Source organism: Nocardioides sp. YIM 152588 (assembly GCF_040191335.1).
Lineage (GTDB): Bacteria > Actinomycetota > Actinomycetes > Propionibacteriales > Nocardioidaceae > Nocardioides.
In genome coordinates this window covers 39235-59867 of record NZ_JBEGDJ010000006.1, presented here as the reverse complement: position 1 = coordinate 59867, position 20633 = coordinate 39235, and the positions used below count along the sequence as shown (strand labels likewise).

Below are 20633 nucleotides of genomic sequence, written 5' to 3'. Positions count from 1 at the left end.
AGGCGGGGACAATAGGGGCATGTTCACGTCCCGCCGCAAGACCGAGATGGTCGACCCCGCCCAGGCGCTGCCGGGTCGGGCTGCTCCCGCCTTCGTCGCGCCGACGCTGCACGAGGTCCTGCACACGCCGCTGGTGACCGACGAGTCCAACATCCCCGACGGCTTCCAGGTCGCCGAGTTCGGCCTCGGCTGCTTCTGGGGCGCCGAGGAGATCTTCTGGCAGGTCCCCGGCGTCTGGTCCACCTCCGTGGGCTACGCCGGCGGCACCACGCCGCACCCGACGTACGAGGAGGTGTGCAGCGGGCGTACCGGGCACACCGAGGCCGTGCGGATCGTCTTCGACCCGGCCGAGGTCTCCTACGCCGACCTGGTCAAGCGGTTCTTCGAGGTGCACGACCCCACCCAGGGCATGCGCCAGGGCAACGACATCGGCACCCAGTACCGCTCCGCGATCTACACCCACTCCCCCGAGCAGGAGCAGGTCGCGGCCGAGCTGACGAAGGTGTACGGCGACGAGATCGCGCGCCGCGGCTACGGCGAGATCACCACGGAGATCAGGCCGGCGGGCCACTACTTCTACGCCGAGCCGCACCACCAGCAGTACCTGCACAAGGTGCCGCACGGCTACCGCTGCCACGCCAACACCGGGGTCCCGTTCCCCACCTGAGGGTGTCGTATCGGGACGCCGCCGTTCGTCGATGAGGTGAGGGCGGCCACGAGGTCTGCCCGCGTGACACCGACCGCAGGAGGAGACATGCCCCAGTACGCCATCTACTTCAACCAGCAGTGGGTCGGCGACCACACCGAGGAGTGGTTCCGCTCGCGCGGCCCGCTGGCCATGGCGGCCCTGGACGAGATGAAGGAGGCGGGCGTCTTCGTCTTCGCCGGCGGCCTCGACGAGGAGATCGAGGACGCGTTCAGCGTGGACGCGACCAGCGGCACGGTCCTGGTCACCGACGGTCCCTACGCCGAGACCAAGGAGTTCCTCGGCGGCATCACCGTCGTCGACGTACCGGACCGGGAGGCGGCCGCGTTCTGGGCCGGCAAGGTCGCGGTCGCCTGCGGCTGGCCGCAGGAGGTACGCCGGTTTCAGCCGGAGCCCGAAGAAGTCGGGCCCGCCTGAGCCCCGCGCCCCTACCCTGGGGTGGTGATCACGTCGGGACTGGTCAACGTCTTCAGCGACGACATCAACGCCTCCCTGGGCTTCTACCAGGGCCTGCTCGGGCTCCCCGAGACGTTCCGCACGCCGCTCGAGGGCGTGCCCGAGCACGTCGAGATGCGGGCGGGCGGCTTCGTCCTCGGGGTCAGCACCGCCGAGGCGGCCCGGCGCGTGCACGGCCTGGACGCCGACGTCGGCCGCCCGGCGATGTCGCTGGTCTTCTGGGTCGACGACGTCGACGAGGCGTTCGCCGCGGTCACCGCGAGCGGGGCGCCGGTGGTGACCGAGCCGCACGACACCGGGAACGACAACCGCAACGCGGTGGTCCGGGACCCCGACGGCACGCTGGTCGAGCTCGTCGCCAAGCGCGCCTGACCGAGCGCCCGCCGGCGCGGGTCAGCCCCAGCCGTGCTCGCGCGCGTGCCAGCCGAGCTGCACGCGGCTGGCGACGCCGGCGCGCCCCATCAGGGCGCTGATCCGGCGCTGCACGGTGCGGCTGGACAGGTCGAGCTGGCCGGCGACGGCCGCGTCGGTGAAGCCGGCGAGCAGCAGCTGCATGATCCGGCTGTCCACCGGGTCCAGTGCCTCGCTGGTGGTGCCGTAGGGCCGGGCACGCGCCCAGACTGCGTCGAACAGGCCCTGCGCCAGGTGCGCGAGGCCGCCGCGCAGCACCAGGCTCGGGTCCACCCCGTCCCCGCGGCCGAGCAGCGGCAGCATCGCCAGCCGGCCGTCGACGACGATGAGCTTGAGCGGGATCTGGCTGGTCGCGCGCACCTCGACCCCGGCGCCGAGGGAGTCCTCGACGTTGCGCACGCCGTCCGGCTCGGCGAGGAAGTCGCGGTCGATCACGGCCCGGGCCCGGATGCCGCGGGCCAGCACCGTGGCCTCCTCGGTGTTGCGGTCGCTGACCACCTGCGGCCGGCCCGTCACGAACGTGTCGATCCGCTCGGTCGCGCCGAGCTGCAGCTGCAGGTAGCGCCGTTGCACCGCCTCGGGCCCGTGGACGACCTCGATGAGCTCGCGCTCGGCGTTGCCGAGCGCGCTGGTCCGGTAGGCCTCGACCAGCTCGGCGAGCGCCAGCTCCGCGTCGTGCAGGCGCCCACGCTGGTCCGAGAGGTGCGAGCCGAGGGCGATGTCGGGCGAGATCGCCGAGAACCGCTCCCCCGCGCGGGGCGTCGCCAGGCCGCGGGCGACCAGGCCCTCCAGGGCGACGGCGACGCGGCCGGGCGGCAGCGAGAGCACGTCGGCGAGCTCGGCGGCGTGCCCGTCCGGGCGGGACAGCAGCGCCCGGTAGACCCGCTCCTCGTCGGGAGCGACGCCCAGGTAGTCCAGTGCCAACCGACCCCTCCGCCGTGCGGGAACGCTGCGGTGGGCATTGTCGCTCATGGGCGGTGACGCACGCGGTGCCGGGGACCGATGATCGGTCCCCGGCACCGGCGCTGAGGTGACCCGAGGGTCAGCGGACCACGGTGATGTCGGGCGAGCTCCAGGTCTCCGTCGCCGGAGCGCCGTCGGCGTCGCCGAGCGCCTTCTCGAAGACCAGCCGCAGGCGGTACGTGCCGGCGGCGACGGGGTCGCCGTCGTCGTCCTTCCCGGCCCACGTGAGCATCTGGTAGCCGGTGCCGGCGCCCGAGATCCGGAAGGTCCAGGCCTCGTCCAACGGCGTGGCCACGACGTTGCCACGGGAGTCGACGACCTGCATCCGGTAGCGCTCGAGCAGCGGGAACCCGTGCGAGACCAGCAGGTACGCGGTGTTGTTGGTGGTCAGCGCGTCCGAGTAGTCCAGCGTCACCGGAACGCTCTTGTTGAAGCTGTACGACGGCCGCAGCGACGGGTTGTCCATCTTCGTGTTGATCGCCGTCAGCGTCGGGTTGATCGCCGAGACGGCGTCGCGGTCGCCGGCCAGCGCCTGGTACGGGACCCGGATGGTCCCGTGGCCGGGCGTCGTCGGGGTGAGCACGACCCAGCCGCCGAGCAGGGTGCCCTCCGGCACGCTGCCGGGCTCGCGGACCTTCACCGTCAGCGACTGCGAGGCGCCGGCCCTCACCGTGATCGTCTCGCGGCTGAAGGAGACGGAGCTCGCGGCGTCGTTCGGCACCCAGTAGTGGGTGTACGGCGGCTCCGCCGAGACCGTGGCCTCGTGCGTCACGGCGTAGGTGACCGCCTCGTCGCCGTCGTTCCCCACCTCGATCCTCTGCACCGCCTGGCGGCCCTCGAGGTCGCCGAAGGCGAGGCGGGACGGGCTCGCGGTCGGCGCGGCCCCGGTGACCACCGCCAGGGCCCGGACGGCGTTGACGCGGCCGGCGCCCTGCTGGGCGGTGGGCTGCAGGCCCCGGTCCGGGTCACCGGTGAAGCCCATCGGCGTCGCGGTGTTGGCGAGGACCTCGCGGATCTCCTCCGGCGTCAGGGTCGGGTCGGCCTGCAGCATCAGGGCGACGATCCCGGCCACGTGCGGCGCGGCCATCGAGGTGCCGGCCTTCTGGCCGTAGTAGCCCTGGGCGGGGGTGACCGTGGAGAAGATGTACTCGCCGGGCGCGGACACGTCGGGCTTGAACTCCATCTCGCTGCCCGGGCCCCACGCGGAGCCGAACGACGTCATGCCGGTCAGCGACTCGTCGCGGGACTCGCTGTAGTAGGCGCCCCAGGTGATGACCGGGGAGTCGGCCTCCAGGATGCGGTCGGCGTCGCGGCCGCGGATCAGCGCGATCGGCATGTCGATCGCGGCGCCGCAGCAGACCGAGGTGGTGAACAGGTCCTCGGAGGTGCGCGGGTTGTAGTGCAGGCCGGCGACGGCACCGGCGGCGCGCACGGTGCGCGCCTGGTCCATCGCGCGGCAGGTGTAGTCGCCGTACCGGAGGGCGAAAAGGGCGACCTTGCCGTCCAGGCTGCCGGCCTCGAGCGGCTCGCACCCGGTGGTCACCTCGACCACCTCGGCGCTGCCCGAGGACGGGGCGTTCGCGTTGCGGTTGCCGATCTCGAACGGGATCGTCTCCTCCGAGCCGTCGTTCAGCGAGAACGCGAGCCACGGCATCGAGTCGCTGTAGACGCTGCCGACGGCGATGGCCTTCTCGGCCACGCCGGGGGCGGAGCCGGAGAACGGCCCGGCGAAGCCGTTGCCGTTGGAGACCACCACCGGGACGCCCGAGTCGGAGAGCTGGTTGACCGCGAGCGCCACCGGGCTCGTGCTGCGCTGCTTCGGGTCGCCGAGGCTCATGTTGACCACGTCGACGCCGTCGGCGGCGGCCCGGTCGAGCGCGGCGAGGATGACGTCGTCGTTGGCGCCGCCGCCGCTGCCGAAGACCCGGTACGCGCGCACCCGGGCTTCGGGCGCGACCCCGGTCATGTGCTCGTCGTCACCCAGCGCGATGCCGGCGACGTGGGTGCCGTGACCGGCGGCGGAGCCGATGACGTCGTCGTACGGGTCGTCGTCGCCCATGGCGAAGTCGTAGCCGCCGAGGTACCGGCCGGCGAAGGCGGGGTGGTCGTAGGCCAGACCCGAGTCGATGATGCCGATCTCGACGCCCGCGCCGCTGAACCCCGCACGGTGGGCCTCCGGGACGCCGGTCAGGTCGGTGACGGTCACGTCGCCCCTGCCCTTGCGGGTCCGGGTCGCGGCCTCCAGCGCCTTCTCGAGGATCTCCGCGGCGGTCTCCGCGACCGGCTCCGGGGCCGCGTAGACGACCGGCTCGACGACCCCGGTGACGCCGGGCAGCGCCGCGAGGTCGGCCAACTGGTCCGCGGGAACGCTGACCGAGACAGCATTCACGACGTACTCGAAGCGGTCGGAGACGGCGAGGTCGATGCCCGCCCCGTCGGCGGCGGCCTCCAGCGCGCCCTGGTCGGCGCGCACCTCGGCCAACGCGGCCTTCCGGGCCCGGCCCGGGGCGGCGTGGACGGCGGCCTTGGCGGGGTCGAGCAGGACGATCCGCTCGACGTCCGGCTGGTGGTCGGGCGCGCCGGTGGCGCTGAGGGCGCCGCCGACGAGCACGGTGGGGACGACGAGTGCGCCCGTGGCGAGCAAGAGGTTTGAACGTTTCACAGGGAGCATGAGACGCCGACCGGACGGGCCCCGCCAAGTCCCTGGGGCGGGCGACAAACCGCCATGGCGGGATCACGACGCCGCTCGGTGGCGGCGATCGCGCAACGGCGCGATCGCCCGCTCCGAGGCGGTGGCCGAGATCACGTCGGGCCGGCGACGGGGTCAGGTGCGCACGGAGCCGGCCAACGCGGCCTGGAAGGTGAGCCAGCCGACGACGTCGTCGGCGTCGGGGCCGTCCGCGGGTCCGTGCACGGGTACGGCGGGGGCGCCGCTGCGCTCCAGCGCGGCCAGCCCGTCGGCGACGGAGTCGTCGGCCCGCAGCCGGACGGGCCACTCCTCGACCATCGCGACCGGGTCGGCGTCGTGCCCGCCGGCGGCGAGCTCCTCGGCCGCGGCCCGCGCGGTCACCACGCCGTGGAAGACGCCGGCGGCGTCCACCACCGGCAGCGCGCCCGACCGCTCCTCGGCGAGCCGTCCGGCCACGTCGGCCAGGCGGTCGCCCTCGCGCACCGGCTCGGGGACCGGCAGCATCAGGTCCGCGACCCGGTCGTGCGCCCGGATCCGCTCGGGCCGGCCGAGGTCGATCCCGCGGCGGCGGAGCTTGAGGGTGTAGACGGTCTCGTCGCTGAGGCGGTGGCTGACCCCGGTGGCGATCACGATGGCCAGCATCATCGGCAGGATGATCGAGTACTCGCCGGTCAGCTCGAACAGGATCACCACGGCCGTGATCGGCGCGCGGGCCGAGCCGGCGAAGACCGCACCCATCCCGATCAGGGCGTAGGTGCCGACCTGCGAGACCCCGCCGCCGGAGAGCTGTGCCGCGGTCTCGCCGAAGGCGGCCCCGAGCATGGCGCCGACGAAGAGGCTCGGCGCGAAGACGCCGCCGCTGCCGCCGATCCCGATCGTCAGGCTGGTCGCGACCACCTTGCCGACCAGCAGCACGAGCAGGAAGCCGATGGCGTAGCGGCCGTCCACGGCGTCGCCGAGGACCGGGTAGCCGACGCCGTACATCTGCGGGAGCACCAGCAGGAGGCCGCCCAGCAGCAGGCCGCCGGCCGCGGGGCGCAGCCACTCGGGGCCGCGCCAGGCCCAGTCGCAGGCGTCCTCGATGGCGTAGAGCACCCGGGTGAAGGCGACTCCGACGAACCCGGCGAGGACGCCGAGGGCCGCGATCAGCAGGTACTCCCAGAGGTGGGCCAGGACGAAGTCGGGGAGGGTGAGGAACGGCTCGTCCCCCAGCACGGCCCGGGCGATGGCGCTGCTGGTCACGGCGGCCAGCACCACCATCCCGAACGACTGCGCGGCGAAGTCGACGAGGATCAGCTCCATCGCGAAGAAGACGCCGGCCAGCGGGGCGTTGAACGTGGCCGCGATCCCGCCGGCGGCGCCGCACGCGACCAGCACCCGCAGCCGGGCCTCCGAGAGCCGGACCACCCCACCGAGGGTCGAGCCGAAGGCCGAGCCGATCTGCACGATCGGCCCCTCGCGGCCGACCGATCCCCCGCCGCCGATGCACAGGGCCGAGGCCAGCGCCTTCACGGCGGCGACCCGCGGCCGGATGCGGCCGCCGTTCCGCGCCACCGCGTACATCACCTCCGGCACGCCGTGGCCGCGGGCCTCGGGCGCGAAGCGACGCACCAGCGGCCCGTAGAGCAGGCCCGCCACCACGGGCGTGAGGAGCACGAACCACGGTCCCAGCCACGGCACCCACGGGTTGCTCGCCCCCGGTACGGCGGCGTAGTCGGCGTGGCCGGAGAAGAGCACCGTGAAGGTGCGGATCAGCCACCGGAAGACGATGCCCAGGCCCGCGGCGCCCGCGCCGACGCCGAGCGCGAGGAGCAGCAGCCCGCCGTCGGACTCGCGCAGCCAGTGGCGGGCGTCCCAGCCGGCGGCCGCGTGCAGCGTGCGGGTCGAGCCGGCGGGCGCGGGGAGGGCGGCGGGGGCGCTGTGCGACATATCACTTGCATTATGCAACGATTGCTCCAGGCAACGAAATGTGAGGTGGCCCATGGACGCCCCCACCGACCCCCGCGAGCCGGAGGACGTCGACGCGCTCGTCGGTGCCCTCCTCACCGCCTCCCGCGCGCTCGTCGGGGTCTCCGCGCGCTCCCTGGCCGGCGTCGAGGACCACGTGACCCTCGCCCAGTTCCGGACCCTCGTCGTGCTCCAGGGCCACGGGCCCACCCGGCTCAGCCTCCTCGCCGAGCGCCTCGGCGTGGGCCCCTCGACGGCGGTGCGGGCCGTCGACCGCCTCGTCGCCGCCGGGTACGCCGACCGGCGGGCCAGCGACCGGGACCGCCGCGAGGTGGTGATCGAGGCCAGCGCCGCCGGCACCGACCTCGTCCGCGCGGTCACGGCCCGGCGGCGGGCGGCGATCGAGCGGATCGTGCGCGCGATGCCGCCGACCGGGCGGGAGGAGCTCGTCGCCGCGCTCACGGCGTTCGCCGACGCCGCCGGGGAGCCGGACGCCCCCTCCCCCGAGTCGGCCTCGCTGCTGGGCTGGTGAGGCCCGCCCGATTCGCGGGCCGGCGCCCTTCCCTCGCCCCGGGGGCGGTGCCATCGTGGTCGCCATGGCGCCCGGATGGGACGTGCTCGAGCTCGGACCGCAGGACGGCCCGACGGTGCTCTGCCTGCCGGGCGCGCTGTGCACCGCGGAGTTCTACCGCGACCTCGGCGCCGCGGCGGCGCTGAGCGAGGTCCACCTGGTCGCGGCGACCCTCCCCGGCCACGGCGGCCGCAAGCCGCAGGGCGACCTGACCATGTCCGACTACGCCCGCCTCGTCGCCGGCCTGGCCGACGAGGTCGGCGCCCGCGTCGTACTCGGCCACAGCATGGGCGCCAACGTCGCGCTCGAGGTGGTCGCCAGCGGCCGCTGGCGGGGCCCGGTCGTGCTGCTCGCGCCGAGCCTGTCGCGCACCGACGAGTCGCTCGTCCCCCGCACGCTGGACCACCTCGGCAAGGTCCTCCTCGACCTCCCGTTCCGGCTCGCGCTGCGCGTGATCGGGCCCTCGATGCGCGCGGACTTCCCACCGGAGCGCTACGACGCGCTCGCCGCCGAGCTGGCCCGCAACGACCCGCACGCCGTGCGGATCGCGCTGCACGCCTACCTCGACTACCTCGACCGGCACGGGTCCGTCGCGCCGCGGTTGTGCCACGCCGGCGTACCGGCCTGGGTGGTCTACGGGGAGAAGGACCACGTCGGCATCACCGCCGCCGAGCGGGAGGTGCTCGACGAGTGCGACCACGTCGAGGTGGTCACCGTGCCGGCCGCGCGCCACCACCTCGCCGTGCAGCACCCCGACGTGGTCGCCGGACTGGTCCGGACGGCCCTGGCGGCCGCGGCCTGAGCCGCCGCTTGCCAGGTGAGGGGAGAATGACGGCATGGCCGACCTGCCTCGCAAAGCCGCCGCCCGCACCGCGCGGCTCGCCGCCCTCCCGTTGGGCTACGCCGGACGCACCGCCCTCGGGTTCGGCAAGCGCCTCGGCGGAGCACCGGCCGAGGCGGTGCTGACCGAGGTCCAGCAGCGCACGGCCGAGCAGCTGTTCCGCACCCTCGGCGAGCTCAAGGGCGGCGCGATGAAGGTGGGGCAGGCGCTCTCCGTGCTGGAGGCGGCGCTGCCGGAGGAGCTGGCCGCGCCGTACCGGGAGAACCTGACCCGGCTGCAGGACTCCGCGCCGCCGATGGCCACGCAGACGGTGCGCGAGATCCTCACCGCCGACCTCGGCCCGGACTGGCGCGAGCACCTGGTCTGGCTCGACGGCGGCCCGACCGCCGCCGCCTCGATCGGGCAGGTCCACCAGGGACGCTGGCGCGACGAGTCGGGCGAGGAGCGGCGGGTGGCGGTGAAGGTGCAGTACCCGGAGGCCGCCGAGGCGCTGCAGGCCGACCTGCGGACGATGGCCCGCGCGGCCAAGATCGCGGGGCCGCTCGCCCCCGGGATGGACCTCAAGCCGCTGATCGACGAGGTCCAGGCGCGCGCCGCCGAGGAGCTCGACTACGACCTGGAGGCCTCGGCGCAGCGCGAGTTCGCCGCCGCCTTCACCCAGGACCCCGACATCCTGGTCCCCGACGTCGTGGCCGTCGGCCCCCGGGTGCTGGTCACCGAGTGGCTCGACTCCACCTCGTCGCTCGCCTCGATCATCGCCGACGGCACGCCGGCCGAGCGCGACCACTACGGCGGCCTCTTCGCCCGCTTCCTTTTCTCCGGGCCCGCGCGCACCGGGCTGCTCCACGCCGACCCGCACCCGGGGAACTTCCGGATCATCCCGAACGACGACGGCTCGCCCGGGCGCCTCGGCGTGCTCGACTACGGCTCCGTCGCCCGGCTCCCCCAGCACGGCCTGCCGCCGTCGCTGGGCCGCCTGATCTCGCTGTGCGCCGCCGGCGACGGCGACGCGCTGATCGACGCGCTGCGCGAGGAGGGCTTCCTCAAGGACCGGATGAAGATCGACCCGCAGCTGCTGATGGACTACCTCGGGCCGTTCGTGGAGCCGACCATGGTCGAGCGCTTCCGCTTCTCCCGGGACTGGATGCGCGAGCAGTTCCAGCGCATCAACGACCCGCGGAACCCGGCCTACACCGTGACCATGCGCCTCAACCTGCCGCCGCAGTACCTGCTCATCCACCGCACCTGGATCGGCGGCGTCGGCGTGCTCAGCCAGCTCGGCGCCGAGGCGCCGTTCCGCGCGTTGATGGAGGAGTTCGTGCCGGGGTTCGTGGCGCCGGCGTGAGGGGGCGGTCGGAATCACCGGTCGACCGGTGATTCGGTCGCTTGACAGGCAATGCAACGCCCGTCAAGCGACCGAAGTGCCTGTCCGGCGTGACGCCTGGGGCGGGTGGGATCACCGCGGCGGCGGCAGCAACCCCGTCGCGGGGTCGCGATCGGTCAGGCAGTAGCGCCGGCCGGCGGGGTCGACGAGCACGGTCCACACCGGGTGGACCGACTCCACGGTCGCGCCCAGCGCCACGTGCAACGCGGTCTCGGCCGCCCGGTCGGTGGTCGCCCAGTCCAGGTGGGCGCCAACCGGGTCCTCGGCCCGGTCGAGCCGTTGGAGAAGGAATCGGAGCGGCTGCCCGTCGGGACGCAGCAGCGAGCTGAAGACCGTCGAGACCAAGGACGACCTCCGCTCCCAGCCGGTCAGCTCCGCCCAGAACGAGCACTCGGCGTCGTACGACGCGGGCGGCACGTCGATGCAGACCTGGTCGACCAGCGCGGTGCCGCCCCCATCCCGGACGACCGGCGCCGGGCGGCTCCCGCCCGGGTGGCCGACGAAGCAGTGGACCAGCCCCGCGGGGCTGCGCAGCACGACGTACCCGTCGGGGTCGGCCGCCACCTCGGTGGCCCCAAGCGTCACCGCGTGGTCCGCGGCCGCGCGCGGGTCGGCCACGTGGAGGTCGAGGTGGATCCGGTCGGCACCGGCGTCGAGCCGCTGGACCTTGAGGAAGGCGGCGCCGTCGGGCGGCACCAGCGTCGCGAACTGCCCGGTCGCGCCTCGGGGCACCGAGCGCGCGTAGCCGGTGACCGCGGCCCAGAAGCCGACGGCCCCGTCCCACCCGGCGTCGCCCGGATCGCCGCCGGCCTCGGGGTCGGCGCCGTGGTCGAGGAACGCGGTCACCCAGGCCGGCGAGCTCGCCGCCCTCATCCGACGGGAGCGCAGTCGTGGCCGCAGCCGTCGTCGGGCACGGGCCCGTCGGCGTGGTCGGCCGGGCGGTGCAGCACGGCCTTCGTCGGGGTGATCACCACGTCCCCGTCCGCGGCGGTCGCGGTCCCGTCGACGATCAGCGTGTAGCCCTGGTAGGCCCGCGGCGGGAAGGCGAGGGTGACGACCTCGTTCGCGGCGATGTTGCGCGCCGAACCGCGCCCGGCGGCGGCGATCCGCAGGGTGTCGTCGACCAGCGCCGGCTCGACGGTCACGACCTTCACCGACGGCGCGTCCGGGGATGCGGCGGTGGTCAGCAGGTACCCGTAGTCGTGCTCCCCCAGCGCCCGGGCCAGGTCGTCGAGGTCTACGACGATGCTCATGCGCCCAGCCTAGGCGGGGACGGGCGGGACCTCATCCGGGAATCCCGGCCGGCGCCGGCCGGGTCGCCGAGTTCCGCACCATGTTCCGCGGCGCCGTAACCCTCGTTCGGTCCGGTCGTTTCCCCTACAAGCCCGGAGATTCACGCTCCCTCCCGAAGTCCGGGCTCTGTCCAGGCTCTGTCCAGCAGAAGCATGGACGGCCAGGGCCCGGCCACCCTCCCTCCCCGGCCGGGCCCTGGCGCTTGTTCCGGGGCTCGCCGCGCGTCCGCCGCGTCAGCTCACGTCGACGATCGGCAGGCGCAGCGCGCCCGGCGCGTCCTCGGGCACGACAGGCGCGCGGGGCGCGGTCGGCTCGACGCGCTCGTAGCCCGCGCCCAGCCACGGCCGCGGGTCGGGCTCGCCCTTGTTGGGCCACAGGGCCATCGCCCGCTCGGCCTGGGCGGTGATCGTCAGCGAGGGGTTCACGCCGAGGTTGGCCGAGATCGTCGAGCCGTCGACGACGTGCAGGCCGGGGTGGCCGTAGAGGCGGTGGTACGGGTCGACGACGCCCGTCTCGGCGCTGTCGCCGATGGTGCAGCCGCCGATGAAGTGCGCGGTCAGCGGCATCCCGAACGGCTCGCCGATCGTGCCGCCGGGGGTGCCGCCCATCCGCCGGGCCATCGCCCGCACCGCCCTGTTCGCGATCGGGATCCAGGTCGGGTTCGGCTCCCCGTGGCCCTGGGTGGAGGTGAGGCGCCAGCCGAACGGCGTACGTCGTCCCGAGGTCGTGATCGAGTTGTCGACGGTCTGCATGACGAGCGCGATCACGGTCCGCTCGGACCAGTGCTTGAGGTCGTAGAGGTCGCGGACGTTGCGCCGCTGCCGCCACATCTCGCCCAGCCAGGTCTGCCAGCGCGGTCGCGGCCCGTCGCCGTCGGTCAGCACCGTCTGCAGCAGGGACATCGCGTTGGAGCCCTTGCCGTAGCGGACGGGCTCGATGTGGGTGACCTCGTCGGGGTGCCAGGAGGAGGTGATGGCGACGCCGCGGCTGTAGTCCACGTCGGAGTCGACCGGCGCGATCGACCCGAGCAGCGACTCGGAGTTGGTCCGGGTGAGCACACCGAGCCGGTCCGAGACGTCGGGCAGGTCACCGGTCGCCTTGAGGCGGTGGAGCAGCTTCTGGGTACCGAGCGCGGCGGCGGAGAGGACGACCTGGTCGGCGGTGAAGGTCTTCTCGGCGCTGCCCCGCGACAGCTTGGCCTTGGTCCAGCGGGCCTCGACGACGTAGCCGCCGCCCTCACGCGGCCGGACCCGGGTCACCGTGGTCAGCGGGTGGACCACCGCACCGGCCTGCTCGGCGAGGTGGAGGTAGTTCTTGACCAGCGTGTTCTTGGCGTTGTGGCGGCACCCGGTCATGCACTCCCCGCAGTGCGTGCAGGCGTTGCGGGCGGGTCCGGCGCCCCCGAAGTAGGGGTCGGCGACCTCGACGCCCTGGGCCTGCCGGGGGCCGCCGAAGAAGACCCCGACCGGGGTGGGGTGGAACGTGTCGCCGACGCCCATCTCCTCGGCGGTCGCCTTCATCACCTCGTCGGCCGGCGTCATCCGCGGGTACGTCGCCACGCCCAGCATCCGCTTGGCCTGGTCGTAGTAGGGCGCCAGCTCCGCCTTCCAGTCGGTGATGTGCGACCAGGAGGGGTCGGCGTAGAACGCATCGAGGGGCTCGTAGAGCGTGTTGGCGTAGACCAGGCTCCCGCCGCCCACCCCGGCGCCGGCGAGGATCAGGCAGTCCCGGACCGCGTCGATCCGCTGGATCCCGTAGCAGCCGGCCGCCGGTGCGAAGAGGTAGCGCTTGAGGTCCCAGGAGGTGTCGGCGAAGTCGTCGTCGGCGAACCGCGCGCCGGCCTCGAGCACGCCGACCCGGTACCCCTTCTCGGTGAGCCGCAGCGCGGTCACCGAGCCGCCGAAGCCGGAGCCGATGACCAGGACGTCGTAGTGGAGCGTGTCCCCCGTGCCGTTCCCCATGGCCGCGAGCGTAGGTGAGCGCCGTCACCGTCGCTACCGAACGGTAACGAAAGTGCGGCCGCCCGCCGCGGGGCGGCGGACGGCGGATCACTTGTGTCACGGTGGTCCCACCGGACAGGGAGTTCTGTCACTGGGGGGCCGTTGCAACGCCTGTCAAGCGTCGGAATCACCGGTCGACCGGTGATCCCGACACCCCCGTCACATCTCCGGCGACGCCAGGTACACCGACTTCAGCTCCGTGTACTGCGCCAGCCCCTCGGGCCCGAACTCGCGCCCGACGCCGGACTCCTTGTAGCCGCCGAACGGCGCGGCGAAGTCCATCGTGTAGGTGTTCACGCCGAACGTGCCGGTGCGCACCCGGCGGGCGACGTCGACGCCGGCGTCCTGGTCGGTCGTCCACACCGTGCCGGCCAGGCCGTACGCCGAGTCGTTGGCGATCCGGACGGCGTCGTCGACGTCGTCGTACGGGATCACCGACAGCACCGGGCCGAAGATCTCCTCCTGGGCGATCCGCATCCGGTTGTCGACGGCGGCGAAGACGGTCGGGCGCACGTACCAGCCGCGGTCGAGGCCGTCGGGGCGGCCGGGGCCACCGGTGAGGAGCTTGGCACCCTCCTGCTGGCCGATGCCGATGTAGCCCTCGACGCGCTCCTGCTGGCGCCGGGCGACCATCGGCCCGATCTCGGAGGCGGGGTCGAGCGGGTCGCCGACCTTCATCGCGGCGACCGCCTCGGCGAGAGCGGTGGCGAAGTCGTCGTGCATCGCGCGGCTGACCAGCACCCGGGTCTGCGCCACGCAGGCCTGGCCGGAGTTCATCAGGCCGATGAACTTCAACCCCTCGATGGTGGCGGCGACGTCGGCGTCGTCGAGAACGATCGCGGCGCTCTTGCCGCCGAGCTCCAGCGAGACCCGCTTGAGCTGCTCGCCACAGATCGCGCCGATCCTGCGCCCGGCCGCGGTGGACCCGGTGAAGGCGACCTTGTCGACGCCGGGGTGGCGGACCAGGTGCTCGCCCACCTCCCGACCGCCGGCCACGATGCTGACCACGCCCTCGGGCACGCCGGCCTCGCCCAGGATCTCGGCCAGCACGTAGCAGTCCAGCGGGCTCTCCGGCGCGGGCTTGACCACCACCGTGCAGCCGGCGAGCAACGCGGGGACGAGCTTGGAGATCACGGTGAACTGGGGGACGTTCCACGGCGGGATGGCGGCGACGACGCCGACCGGCTCGTGCCGGACCATCACCTCCGGGCCGAGGGCACCGGGGCGGATCGACTCCCACGGGAACTCCCGGGCGATGGCCAGGAACGCCTCGATCTGCATCCACGGCGCCGGCGCCTGGGCCAGGCTGGCGAACGAGATCGGCGAGCCCATCTCGGTGCTGATCACCGTCGCCATCTCCTCCAGCCGGGCGGCGTACAGCCCGGAGAGGTTCTGGACGACGTCGATCCGCTCGGCCGGGCTCATCCGCGGCCACGGACCCTCGTCGAACGCCCGCCGGGCGGCCGCGACGGCGGCGTCGATGTCGGCGGCCGAGCCCTCGGGCACGCGGGCGACGACCTCCTCGCTGTGCGGGGAGACCACCTCCAGCACGGCGTCGGTCGCGGGCTTGGCCCAGGCGCCGCCGATGAACAGCGCGTCGCGGTCCAGGGTCATGTCGGATCTCCTTCTCGTGGGTGTGGTGGTTTCGAGGCTCGCTTCGCTCGCACCTCAACCACCGGGTCGGCTCGCTTCGCTCGCACCTCAACCACCGGGTCGGCTCGCTTCGCTCGCACCTCAACCACCGGGTCGGCTCGCTTCACTCACGCCTCAACCACCGACGCCGGTGGTTGAGGTGCGAGGCGCCCCGGCGCCGAGCCTCGAAACCACCTCATGGCGCGGCGTCGAACCAGTCCTTGAAGCCGCTGGGGTCGTGGCGGCCGAGCAGGCCGTGCTCGAACAGCCCCCAGCCCTCGGCGGACCCTCCGGCCACCCCGAGCCCGGGGCCGCTGGCGACGGCGTGGCCGACGTGGTCGATGACGCCGAACGGGGTCCGGCCCACGACGTCGGGGGCGTTCATGTCGTAGGTGACCCGCTCGGTGAACTTCGGCCCGTTCCAGAGGCCGTGGGCCCAGTCGGAGTCGCCGCCGTAGCCGCCGCCGACGTGGATCGGGACCGGCAGCTTCGAGGTCACCTCCAGCACCAGCTCCTCCCCGGCCGGGGTGGTGCAGACGATCGTCGCGCCGGTCGGGACGCGCGTCCCGGAGGCGTAGCGGATGGTCGCGCGCGGCCAGCCGAGCTGCTCCACCCGGCCGTCGGCCCAGACCCGGGTGCAGTCGTTGAGGGTGCGGTAGCCGTCGGGGGTCTCCTGGATGATCAGGACGACGCAGAACTCCTCGAAGCGCAGCGGCACGTAGAGCCACCACATCCCCTCGAACGGCGGGTCGTAGGGCTTGCCGCCGGACGGGGCGCCGCCGAGCGGGCGGATCCCCCAGGAGCGGTCGCGGCTGCCGAGCCAGGTGTCCGGGCTGACCTGGATCTCGGAGCCGTCGATCGAGATCACGCCCTCCCAGGTGCCGACCTGGGCGAACCGCTGGGCGTCCAGCGCGGTGCCGCTGCCCTGCCGCATCACGTGCGGCAGCTCCTGTACGACGTCGAAGGAGCCGCGCCAGGTCAGGTCGAGGCCGATCCCCTCGGTCTCCTCCAGCACGAGGCGCAGCTTGCGCAGCGGCTCGGCGACCTCGATCCGGTAGCCGCCCACGCGCTGCTCCATCCGGTCCGCGCCGCGCGGGTCGGCGGCGTCGGAGAGGTGGACGGCGGTCTGCTCGTCGCCGCGGCGCACCAGGACGAAGGCGTCCTTGGTGCCCAGGTTCGGGTAGAACCCGAGCCCGGTGATGAGGAAGATGTCGCCGGTGCGGTCGTGGGCGTTGAGGTAGCAGCGGTCGTAGAAGTTGCGGTCGCTGCTGCCGGCCCAGGCCACGGGCTTGGGCAGCTGGTGGATCGGGAACTCGTCGAGCGGCCCGAGGCCGACGTACTCGCCGTGCAGATCCTGGGGCGTGCTCATGCTCCGACCTCCTCGAGGAGCCGCTCGAAGAGCGGGCGGTGGTGGAAGACCGACTCCGGGTCGTCAGGGCGCTCGATCTCCCCGAAGTGGATCTGGCGGGCGCTGGTCCTCATGAAGACGCAGGCCCAGGCGACGGCGGCGTGCACCTGGTACCAGGTGAGGTTCCCCGGGTCCGCGCCGGTGAGGTCCCGGTAGGTGGCCACGACGTCGTCGACCGCGAGGAACCGGGGCATTCCGGGTAGCCCCATCGTGGTCGCGATCTCCTCGAACACCCGGTGCGCGAAGACCATCCAGGCCAGGTCCATCGCGCGGGGGCCGAGGGTGGCCATCTCCCAGTCCAGGACCGCCACCGGCGCGAAGTCCTGATACATCATGTTGCCGATCCGTGCGTCGCCCCAGACCAGCACGGACTCGTCGGTCTCGGGCAGGTTCGCCTCCAGCCAGGCGAGCGCGCGCTCGACCAGCGGCGAGGGCGGGCTCGGCTCGGCGGCGGTGAGGGCGAACTCGTACCAGGCACGCGTGGCCGCGAGGTTGCGGGCCAACGCGGTGGCGCCGGCGTGCCCGGCAGCGGCGGGGTCGAGGAACGCGAAGCGCTGGGCGGCGCCCGGGATGCCGTGCAGGCGGGCGAGCACCTCCACGCTGCTGCGCTGCAGGGCCGCCTGCTGCTCGGGGGTGGCGTCGAAGAGCCAGTTGTCGCCGAAGGTGTAGGGCAGCACGTCGGGCGGCACGACGCCCTCGAGCCGCTCCATCAGGAAGAACGGCGCCCCGAGCACGGCCCCCGTCGGCTCGTTCAGCCCGACGGCCGGCACCGGTACGCCGGCCAGCTCGCCGGCCAGCCGCATCGCGTCGTACTGGTCGGTGAGGCGGTAGGACGGGAAGACGGGGACGTCGCCCTCGTGCGGCGCGACCCGGGCGACGTAGTCGCGGGTCGCGCGCTCCCCGCCCTCGGTCGCCGTGACCGCGAGCATCACGGTCTCGCTGGACATCCCGTTGGCGTCGACGCCGTCCCGGACGACGACCTCCGGGTCGGCCCCGTCGGGCAGCTCCGCGGCGAGCCAGGCGGTGAGCGCGGCGGCCATCTCGCCGGCGTCGCGGCTGGAGCGCTGCATGGTCATCTCGGCGGGCGGGGGCGACTGGGTCACGGGACCTCCTGGGGGCGGCGCGGCGGCAACGGCGCGCTATTGATCAGAGTGTTAGAACGTGTTCTAGTTGTCAACGGGCAGTGGCTCTTCCGACGGCAGGAACCGCCGCTCGTACGACGCGAACCGGCGCCGCAGGTCGTCCGGGTCGAGGCCCACCAGCTCGGGCCGGTAGTCGACCCGGCCGAGGTGGCCCGCGGCATGGCCGGCGAGGTAGGCCTCCGCGCCCGACCGCGCGGCGGCGTCGAAGCGCTCGCCCGCCATCGCCAGGATCCGCTCGACCGCGCCCAGCTGGTCGGCCATGAGGTCGGCGAAGGGAAGGTCGACGGCACGGTCGGGCGGCAGCGCGGACCGGTCGCGCTGGAGCGCGTCGAGCATCCGCTCGATCCGGGCCGCCCAGCGCCGACCCGTGCCCGCCGGGTCGGTCGGGTCCGAGAACATCCGGTCCGTGTAGGCGACCATCGTGGCCATCGAGGTGACCACGTGCACCGGGTCGCGGTGGGTGATCACCACGGTCGCGCCCGGGAAGGTCTCCGCCAGCACCGGCAGCTGCTCGAGGTGCTGCGGGGACTTCAACAGCCAGCGACCCGCGCCCGCGGGGCCGGGCCGCAGGTGCTGCAGGGCCTGGAGGTGGAGCCGCAGGTAGCGGTAGTGCGGCGCCTGGTCGTGGCCGGCGTAGTACTCCTGCCAGGCCGGGACCTCGGTCAGGGTCTCGAAGTACATCGTCGAGAAGTCGCTGGCCAACAGCGCGATCTCCTCGTGGACGTGGTCGGCGTCGGCCATCTCGTGCATCCGCGCGAAGTGCGGCATCGCGTCGTTCATCAGGGCGACCGCCGCCTGGGTGCGCTCGCGTCGCGGCTCGGGAACGACCCCGGCCTCGCCCGGCAGCGGGAAGGGCTCGAGCCCCTCCCAGTACGGCAGCGTGCGGAACCGGCCGGTGGCGGCGAGCAGCTGCAGCAGATGGGTGGTGCCGGTGCGCGGCAGGCCCGCGATGACCACCGGCGGCGCCAGCTCGATCCCGGCGATCCCCGGCTCGCGGCGCAGCAGGTCGGTGAAGAGCAGCCGGTTCTTGAGCAGCTGCAGGAACTGGGCGTGCAGGTTGACCCGGCCGGCCCGGGAGAGCCGCGGCGCGTCCCGGTACGCCGCCAGCAGCACCTCCAGCCGCTCCTCGTAGTCGCGGGGACCGAAGTCGCCGAGCCCCAGCTCCGCGCTGGCCTGGGCGTGCAGGGCGGCGCTGTCCAGCGGGCAGGCGTCGGCCACCGAGTCCATCAGCGCGAGCAGCTCGGCCGCGCCCGGCGAGAACCGCGGCGCGGCCAGGTCGTCGAGCACCACCAGCGCGGAGAATCCGCCGTCGTTCATGTGACCCCCATCACATCGGGTGGGGTTACGATACGACCGGTGTCGGAATAGGGGAAGGGCCGATGAGCGAGAGATCTGCACCGACGGAGCCCGGGGAGGGGCGCCCGGAGGGACGCCGCGCCGGGCGGCCGCGGGACCCGCGGATCGAGGCCGCCGCGCTCGAGGCCGCCCGTGCCCTGCTGATCGAGGTCGGCCCCGGCGAGATGACGATGGCCGCCGTCGCCGACCGGGCCGGGACGACCAAGGCCGCGCTCTACCGGCGCTGGCCCGGCCTGGTCCACCTCGTCTACGACGCCGCGTTCCCGACCGACCTGCTGCTGGCGGACGAGTACGCGCTCGGCTCCGACTCCGGGGCCGCGCTGGACCTCGGCCGGCTGGTCCGCGGCGCCCGGGACGCCTTCACCCGGCCCGTGGTCGCCGCGGCCCTGCCGATGCTGCTGGCCGAGTTCTCCGCCCACCCCGAGCTGCACGCCGCCCTGATCAGCCGGTTCGCGGGCGTCTTCGCCGACCTCGACGAGCGGCTGCGCGAGGGCGCGGCCGCCGGGCGGGTCGCCGCCGGCGTACGGGCCGACGACGTGATGGGCGCGCTGATCGGCAGCCTGCTCACCGGGCTGCTGCTCGCGCCGGCCGACCTGGACGACGCCTGGGCCGACCGGCTCACGCTCCTGCTCGAGAGAGGGATCCGCCCGTGACCGACTCCCCCGCCCCCGACTCCCCCGCCCCCGCGTCGACGGCCGCCTGGGGCGAGCTGGTCGCCGGCCTCGCCGAGCTCGACACCGCCTTCCTGTCCGGCGACCGCGCCGTGCCCGACGAGGCGGGGGCCGTGGCCGGCTACCGGATGCTGGCCACGCTGCTCGGCGTCGCCGTGGACACCTACGTCTTCTCCGACCCCGCCCGGCCCCAGTTCCTGGAGGCGGTCGCTCCGCACCGACGCGACCGTCGCTGGGGCGGGGACAACACCGACGCCCACTACCTGCTCGCCGTCGTCGACCCGAAGCGGCAGTACCGGGTCACCGGCCGCCCCAACGACAGCGTCTACTTCTCCCTCACCGTCTACAACCAGCCCGCCCCCGGCGCCTGGTCGGACCGGGTGGTCGGCGTCGTCAACGACGCCGACCTCGACCTCGACGAGGACGGCGGGTTCGAGCTCCGGATGGGCCCGAGCCGGCCGGCGGACTGGTCGGGCCCCTTCATCGAGCTGACCGGGGACGCCTTCGCGGCGCTCACCCGCGACTACCAGGGCGACCCGCTGGCAGGCCGGCCCGTCGAGTGGCGGATCGAGGCCCTCGACGAGCCCGGCCCGGTCGACCGCTCCGACGCCGACCTCGCCGCCGGGCTGCGCTCCGCGCTCGGCTGGCTGCGCACGATGTTCGCGATCGTGCCCACGCCACTGGCCCAGCGCGCGGACGACGACGCCGCCGGGGCGCTCGGCCACCAGACCGCGCACGCCGCGAACGAGTTCGCCGAGCCCTACCGGGTGCCCGACCTCGTCTTCGGCTGGTCCGCGACCGACGCCTGCTACGCGTTCGGCAGCTTCGCCCTGGCCGACGACGAGGCGCTCGTGGTCACCTTCACCCCGCCGGCGTGCCGGTTCTGGAACCTCACCGTCTGGAACGAGTTCATGGCCGGCAGCAACGCCGCCGACGGCCGGACCTCGGTGAACCTGCCGACCGCGCGGGTCGCCGAGGACGGCACCGTCACGGCGGTGATCGCCCACGACCTGCTCGACCACCCGAACGCGATCACCACCCTCGGCCTGGCCCGCGGCAACCTGGCGCTGCGGTTCTTCCTGGCCGACGAGGTTCCGGCCCGACCGGCCACCCGCGTGGTGGCGAGGGCGGAGGTCGGCCCGGACGTCCGCGCCGACCGGTGA

The 20633-nt window shown here is 73.9% G+C and carries 18 protein-coding genes; 8 read left to right on the top strand and 10 right to left on the bottom strand.

Going from position 1 to position 20633, the window contains the following annotated elements; genetic code table 11:
• Positions 1-19: 19 nt before the first annotated feature.
• The 3 genes from msrA to ABLM29_RS05220 all read left to right on the top strand — a co-directional run bounded on the left by msrA (position 20) and on the right by ABLM29_RS05220 (position 1534).
• Positions 20-667 (top strand): peptide-methionine (S)-S-oxide reductase MsrA, encoded by a 648-nt coding sequence (gene msrA / locus ABLM29_RS05230; RefSeq protein WP_349712882.1) that lies wholly within the window; start codon positions 20-22, stop codon positions 665-667.
• Positions 668-754: 87 nt separating this feature from the next.
• Entirely contained in the window at positions 755-1123 is a 369-nt protein-coding gene (locus tag ABLM29_RS05225) for a YciI family protein (RefSeq protein WP_349712881.1), read from the top strand.
• Positions 1124-1147: 24 nt separating this feature from the next.
• Entirely contained in the window at positions 1148-1534 is a 387-nt protein-coding gene (locus tag ABLM29_RS05220; protein ID WP_349712879.1) for a VOC family protein, read from the top strand.
• A gap of 21 nt (positions 1535-1555) precedes the next feature.
• Here ABLM29_RS05220 and ABLM29_RS05215 read toward each other — a convergent pair whose 3' ends face one another.
• The 3 genes from ABLM29_RS05215 to ABLM29_RS05205 all read right to left on the bottom strand — a co-directional run bounded on the left by ABLM29_RS05215 (position 1556) and on the right by ABLM29_RS05205 (position 7154).
• The gene (locus ABLM29_RS05215) at positions 1556-2497 is read right to left on the bottom strand and encodes a LuxR C-terminal-related transcriptional regulator (protein WP_349712878.1); all 942 of its coding nucleotides are present in this window, start codon (positions 2495-2497) and stop codon (positions 1556-1558) included.
• Positions 2498-2615: 118 nt separating this feature from the next.
• On the bottom strand, positions 2616-5180 hold the full coding sequence (locus tag ABLM29_RS05210) for a S8 family serine peptidase (RefSeq protein WP_349712877.1): 2565 nt from the start codon (positions 5178-5180) through the stop codon (positions 2616-2618).
• A 180-nt stretch (positions 5181-5360) separates the two neighbouring features.
• A complete protein-coding gene (locus tag ABLM29_RS05205; RefSeq protein WP_349712875.1) occupies positions 5361-7154 on the bottom strand; it encodes a chloride channel protein in 1794 nt (597 codons plus the stop codon).
• Between the two features lie 52 nt (positions 7155-7206).
• Here ABLM29_RS05205 and ABLM29_RS05200 point away from each other — a divergent pair, with 52 nt between their 5' ends.
• The 3 genes from ABLM29_RS05200 (at position 7207) to ABLM29_RS05190 (ending at position 9929) form a co-directional block, all read left to right on the top strand.
• Complete coding sequence (locus ABLM29_RS05200; RefSeq protein WP_349712874.1) at positions 7207-7704, top strand: MarR family winged helix-turn-helix transcriptional regulator; 498 nt, start codon at positions 7207-7209, stop codon at positions 7702-7704.
• A 64-nt stretch (positions 7705-7768) separates the two neighbouring features.
• Entirely contained in the window at positions 7769-8545 is a 777-nt protein-coding gene (locus ABLM29_RS05195; RefSeq protein WP_349712873.1) for an alpha/beta fold hydrolase, read from the top strand.
• A 34-nt stretch (positions 8546-8579) separates the two neighbouring features.
• Positions 8580-9929, top strand: a complete 1350-nt coding sequence (locus ABLM29_RS05190; RefSeq protein ID WP_349712872.1) for an ABC1 kinase family protein — start codon at positions 8580-8582, stop codon at positions 9927-9929.
• A gap of 111 nt (positions 9930-10040) precedes the next feature.
• Here ABLM29_RS05190 and ABLM29_RS05185 read toward each other — a convergent pair whose 3' ends face one another.
• The 7 genes from ABLM29_RS05185 to ABLM29_RS05155 form a co-directional block, all read right to left on the bottom strand.
• Positions 10041-10841, bottom strand: coding sequence for a VOC family protein (locus tag ABLM29_RS05185; protein ID WP_349712871.1), 801 nt, complete (start codon positions 10839-10841; stop codon positions 10041-10043).
• Entirely contained in the window at positions 10838-11221 is a 384-nt protein-coding gene (locus ABLM29_RS05180; protein WP_349712869.1) for a pyridoxamine 5'-phosphate oxidase, read from the bottom strand. Before ABLM29_RS05180 ends, ABLM29_RS05185 begins: the two co-directional genes overlap by 4 nt.
• Positions 11222-11494: 273 nt before the next feature.
• The gene (locus ABLM29_RS05175; RefSeq protein ID WP_349712868.1) at positions 11495-13222 is read right to left on the bottom strand and encodes a GMC family oxidoreductase N-terminal domain-containing protein; all 1728 of its coding nucleotides are present in this window, start codon (positions 13220-13222) and stop codon (positions 11495-11497) included.
• Positions 13223-13420: 198 nt separating this feature from the next.
• Positions 13421-14875: an aldehyde dehydrogenase gene (locus ABLM29_RS05170; RefSeq protein WP_349712866.1), complete on the bottom strand. Its 1455-nt coding sequence runs from the start codon at positions 14873-14875 to the stop codon at positions 13421-13423.
• Between the two features lie 214 nt (positions 14876-15089).
• Positions 15090-16262 carry an Rv3169 family protein gene (locus tag ABLM29_RS05165; RefSeq protein ID WP_349712864.1) on the bottom strand — a complete coding sequence of 391 codons (1173 nt, stop codon included), beginning with the start codon at positions 16260-16262 and terminating at the stop codon, positions 15090-15092.
• The gene (locus tag ABLM29_RS05160; RefSeq protein ID WP_349712863.1) at positions 16259-17404 is read right to left on the bottom strand and encodes a phosphotransferase family protein; all 1146 of its coding nucleotides are present in this window, start codon (positions 17402-17404) and stop codon (positions 16259-16261) included. Before ABLM29_RS05160 ends, ABLM29_RS05165 begins: the two co-directional genes overlap by 4 nt.
• A gap of 63 nt (positions 17405-17467) precedes the next feature.
• A complete protein-coding gene (locus ABLM29_RS05155; RefSeq protein ID WP_349712862.1) occupies positions 17468-18760 on the bottom strand; it encodes a sulfotransferase family protein in 1293 nt (430 codons plus the stop codon).
• A gap of 62 nt (positions 18761-18822) precedes the next feature.
• On the opposite strand from ABLM29_RS05155, the gene ABLM29_RS05150 reads away from it, so the two are divergent.
• Both ABLM29_RS05150 and ABLM29_RS05145 read left to right on the top strand, forming a co-directional pair.
• A complete protein-coding gene (locus ABLM29_RS05150) occupies positions 18823-19452 on the top strand; it encodes a TetR/AcrR family transcriptional regulator (RefSeq protein WP_349712861.1) in 630 nt (209 codons plus the stop codon).
• On the top strand, positions 19449-20633 hold the full coding sequence (locus ABLM29_RS05145) for a DUF1214 domain-containing protein (protein ID WP_349712859.1): 1185 nt from the start codon (positions 19449-19451) through the stop codon (positions 20631-20633). The genes ABLM29_RS05150 and ABLM29_RS05145 overlap by 4 nt, the downstream gene beginning before the upstream one ends.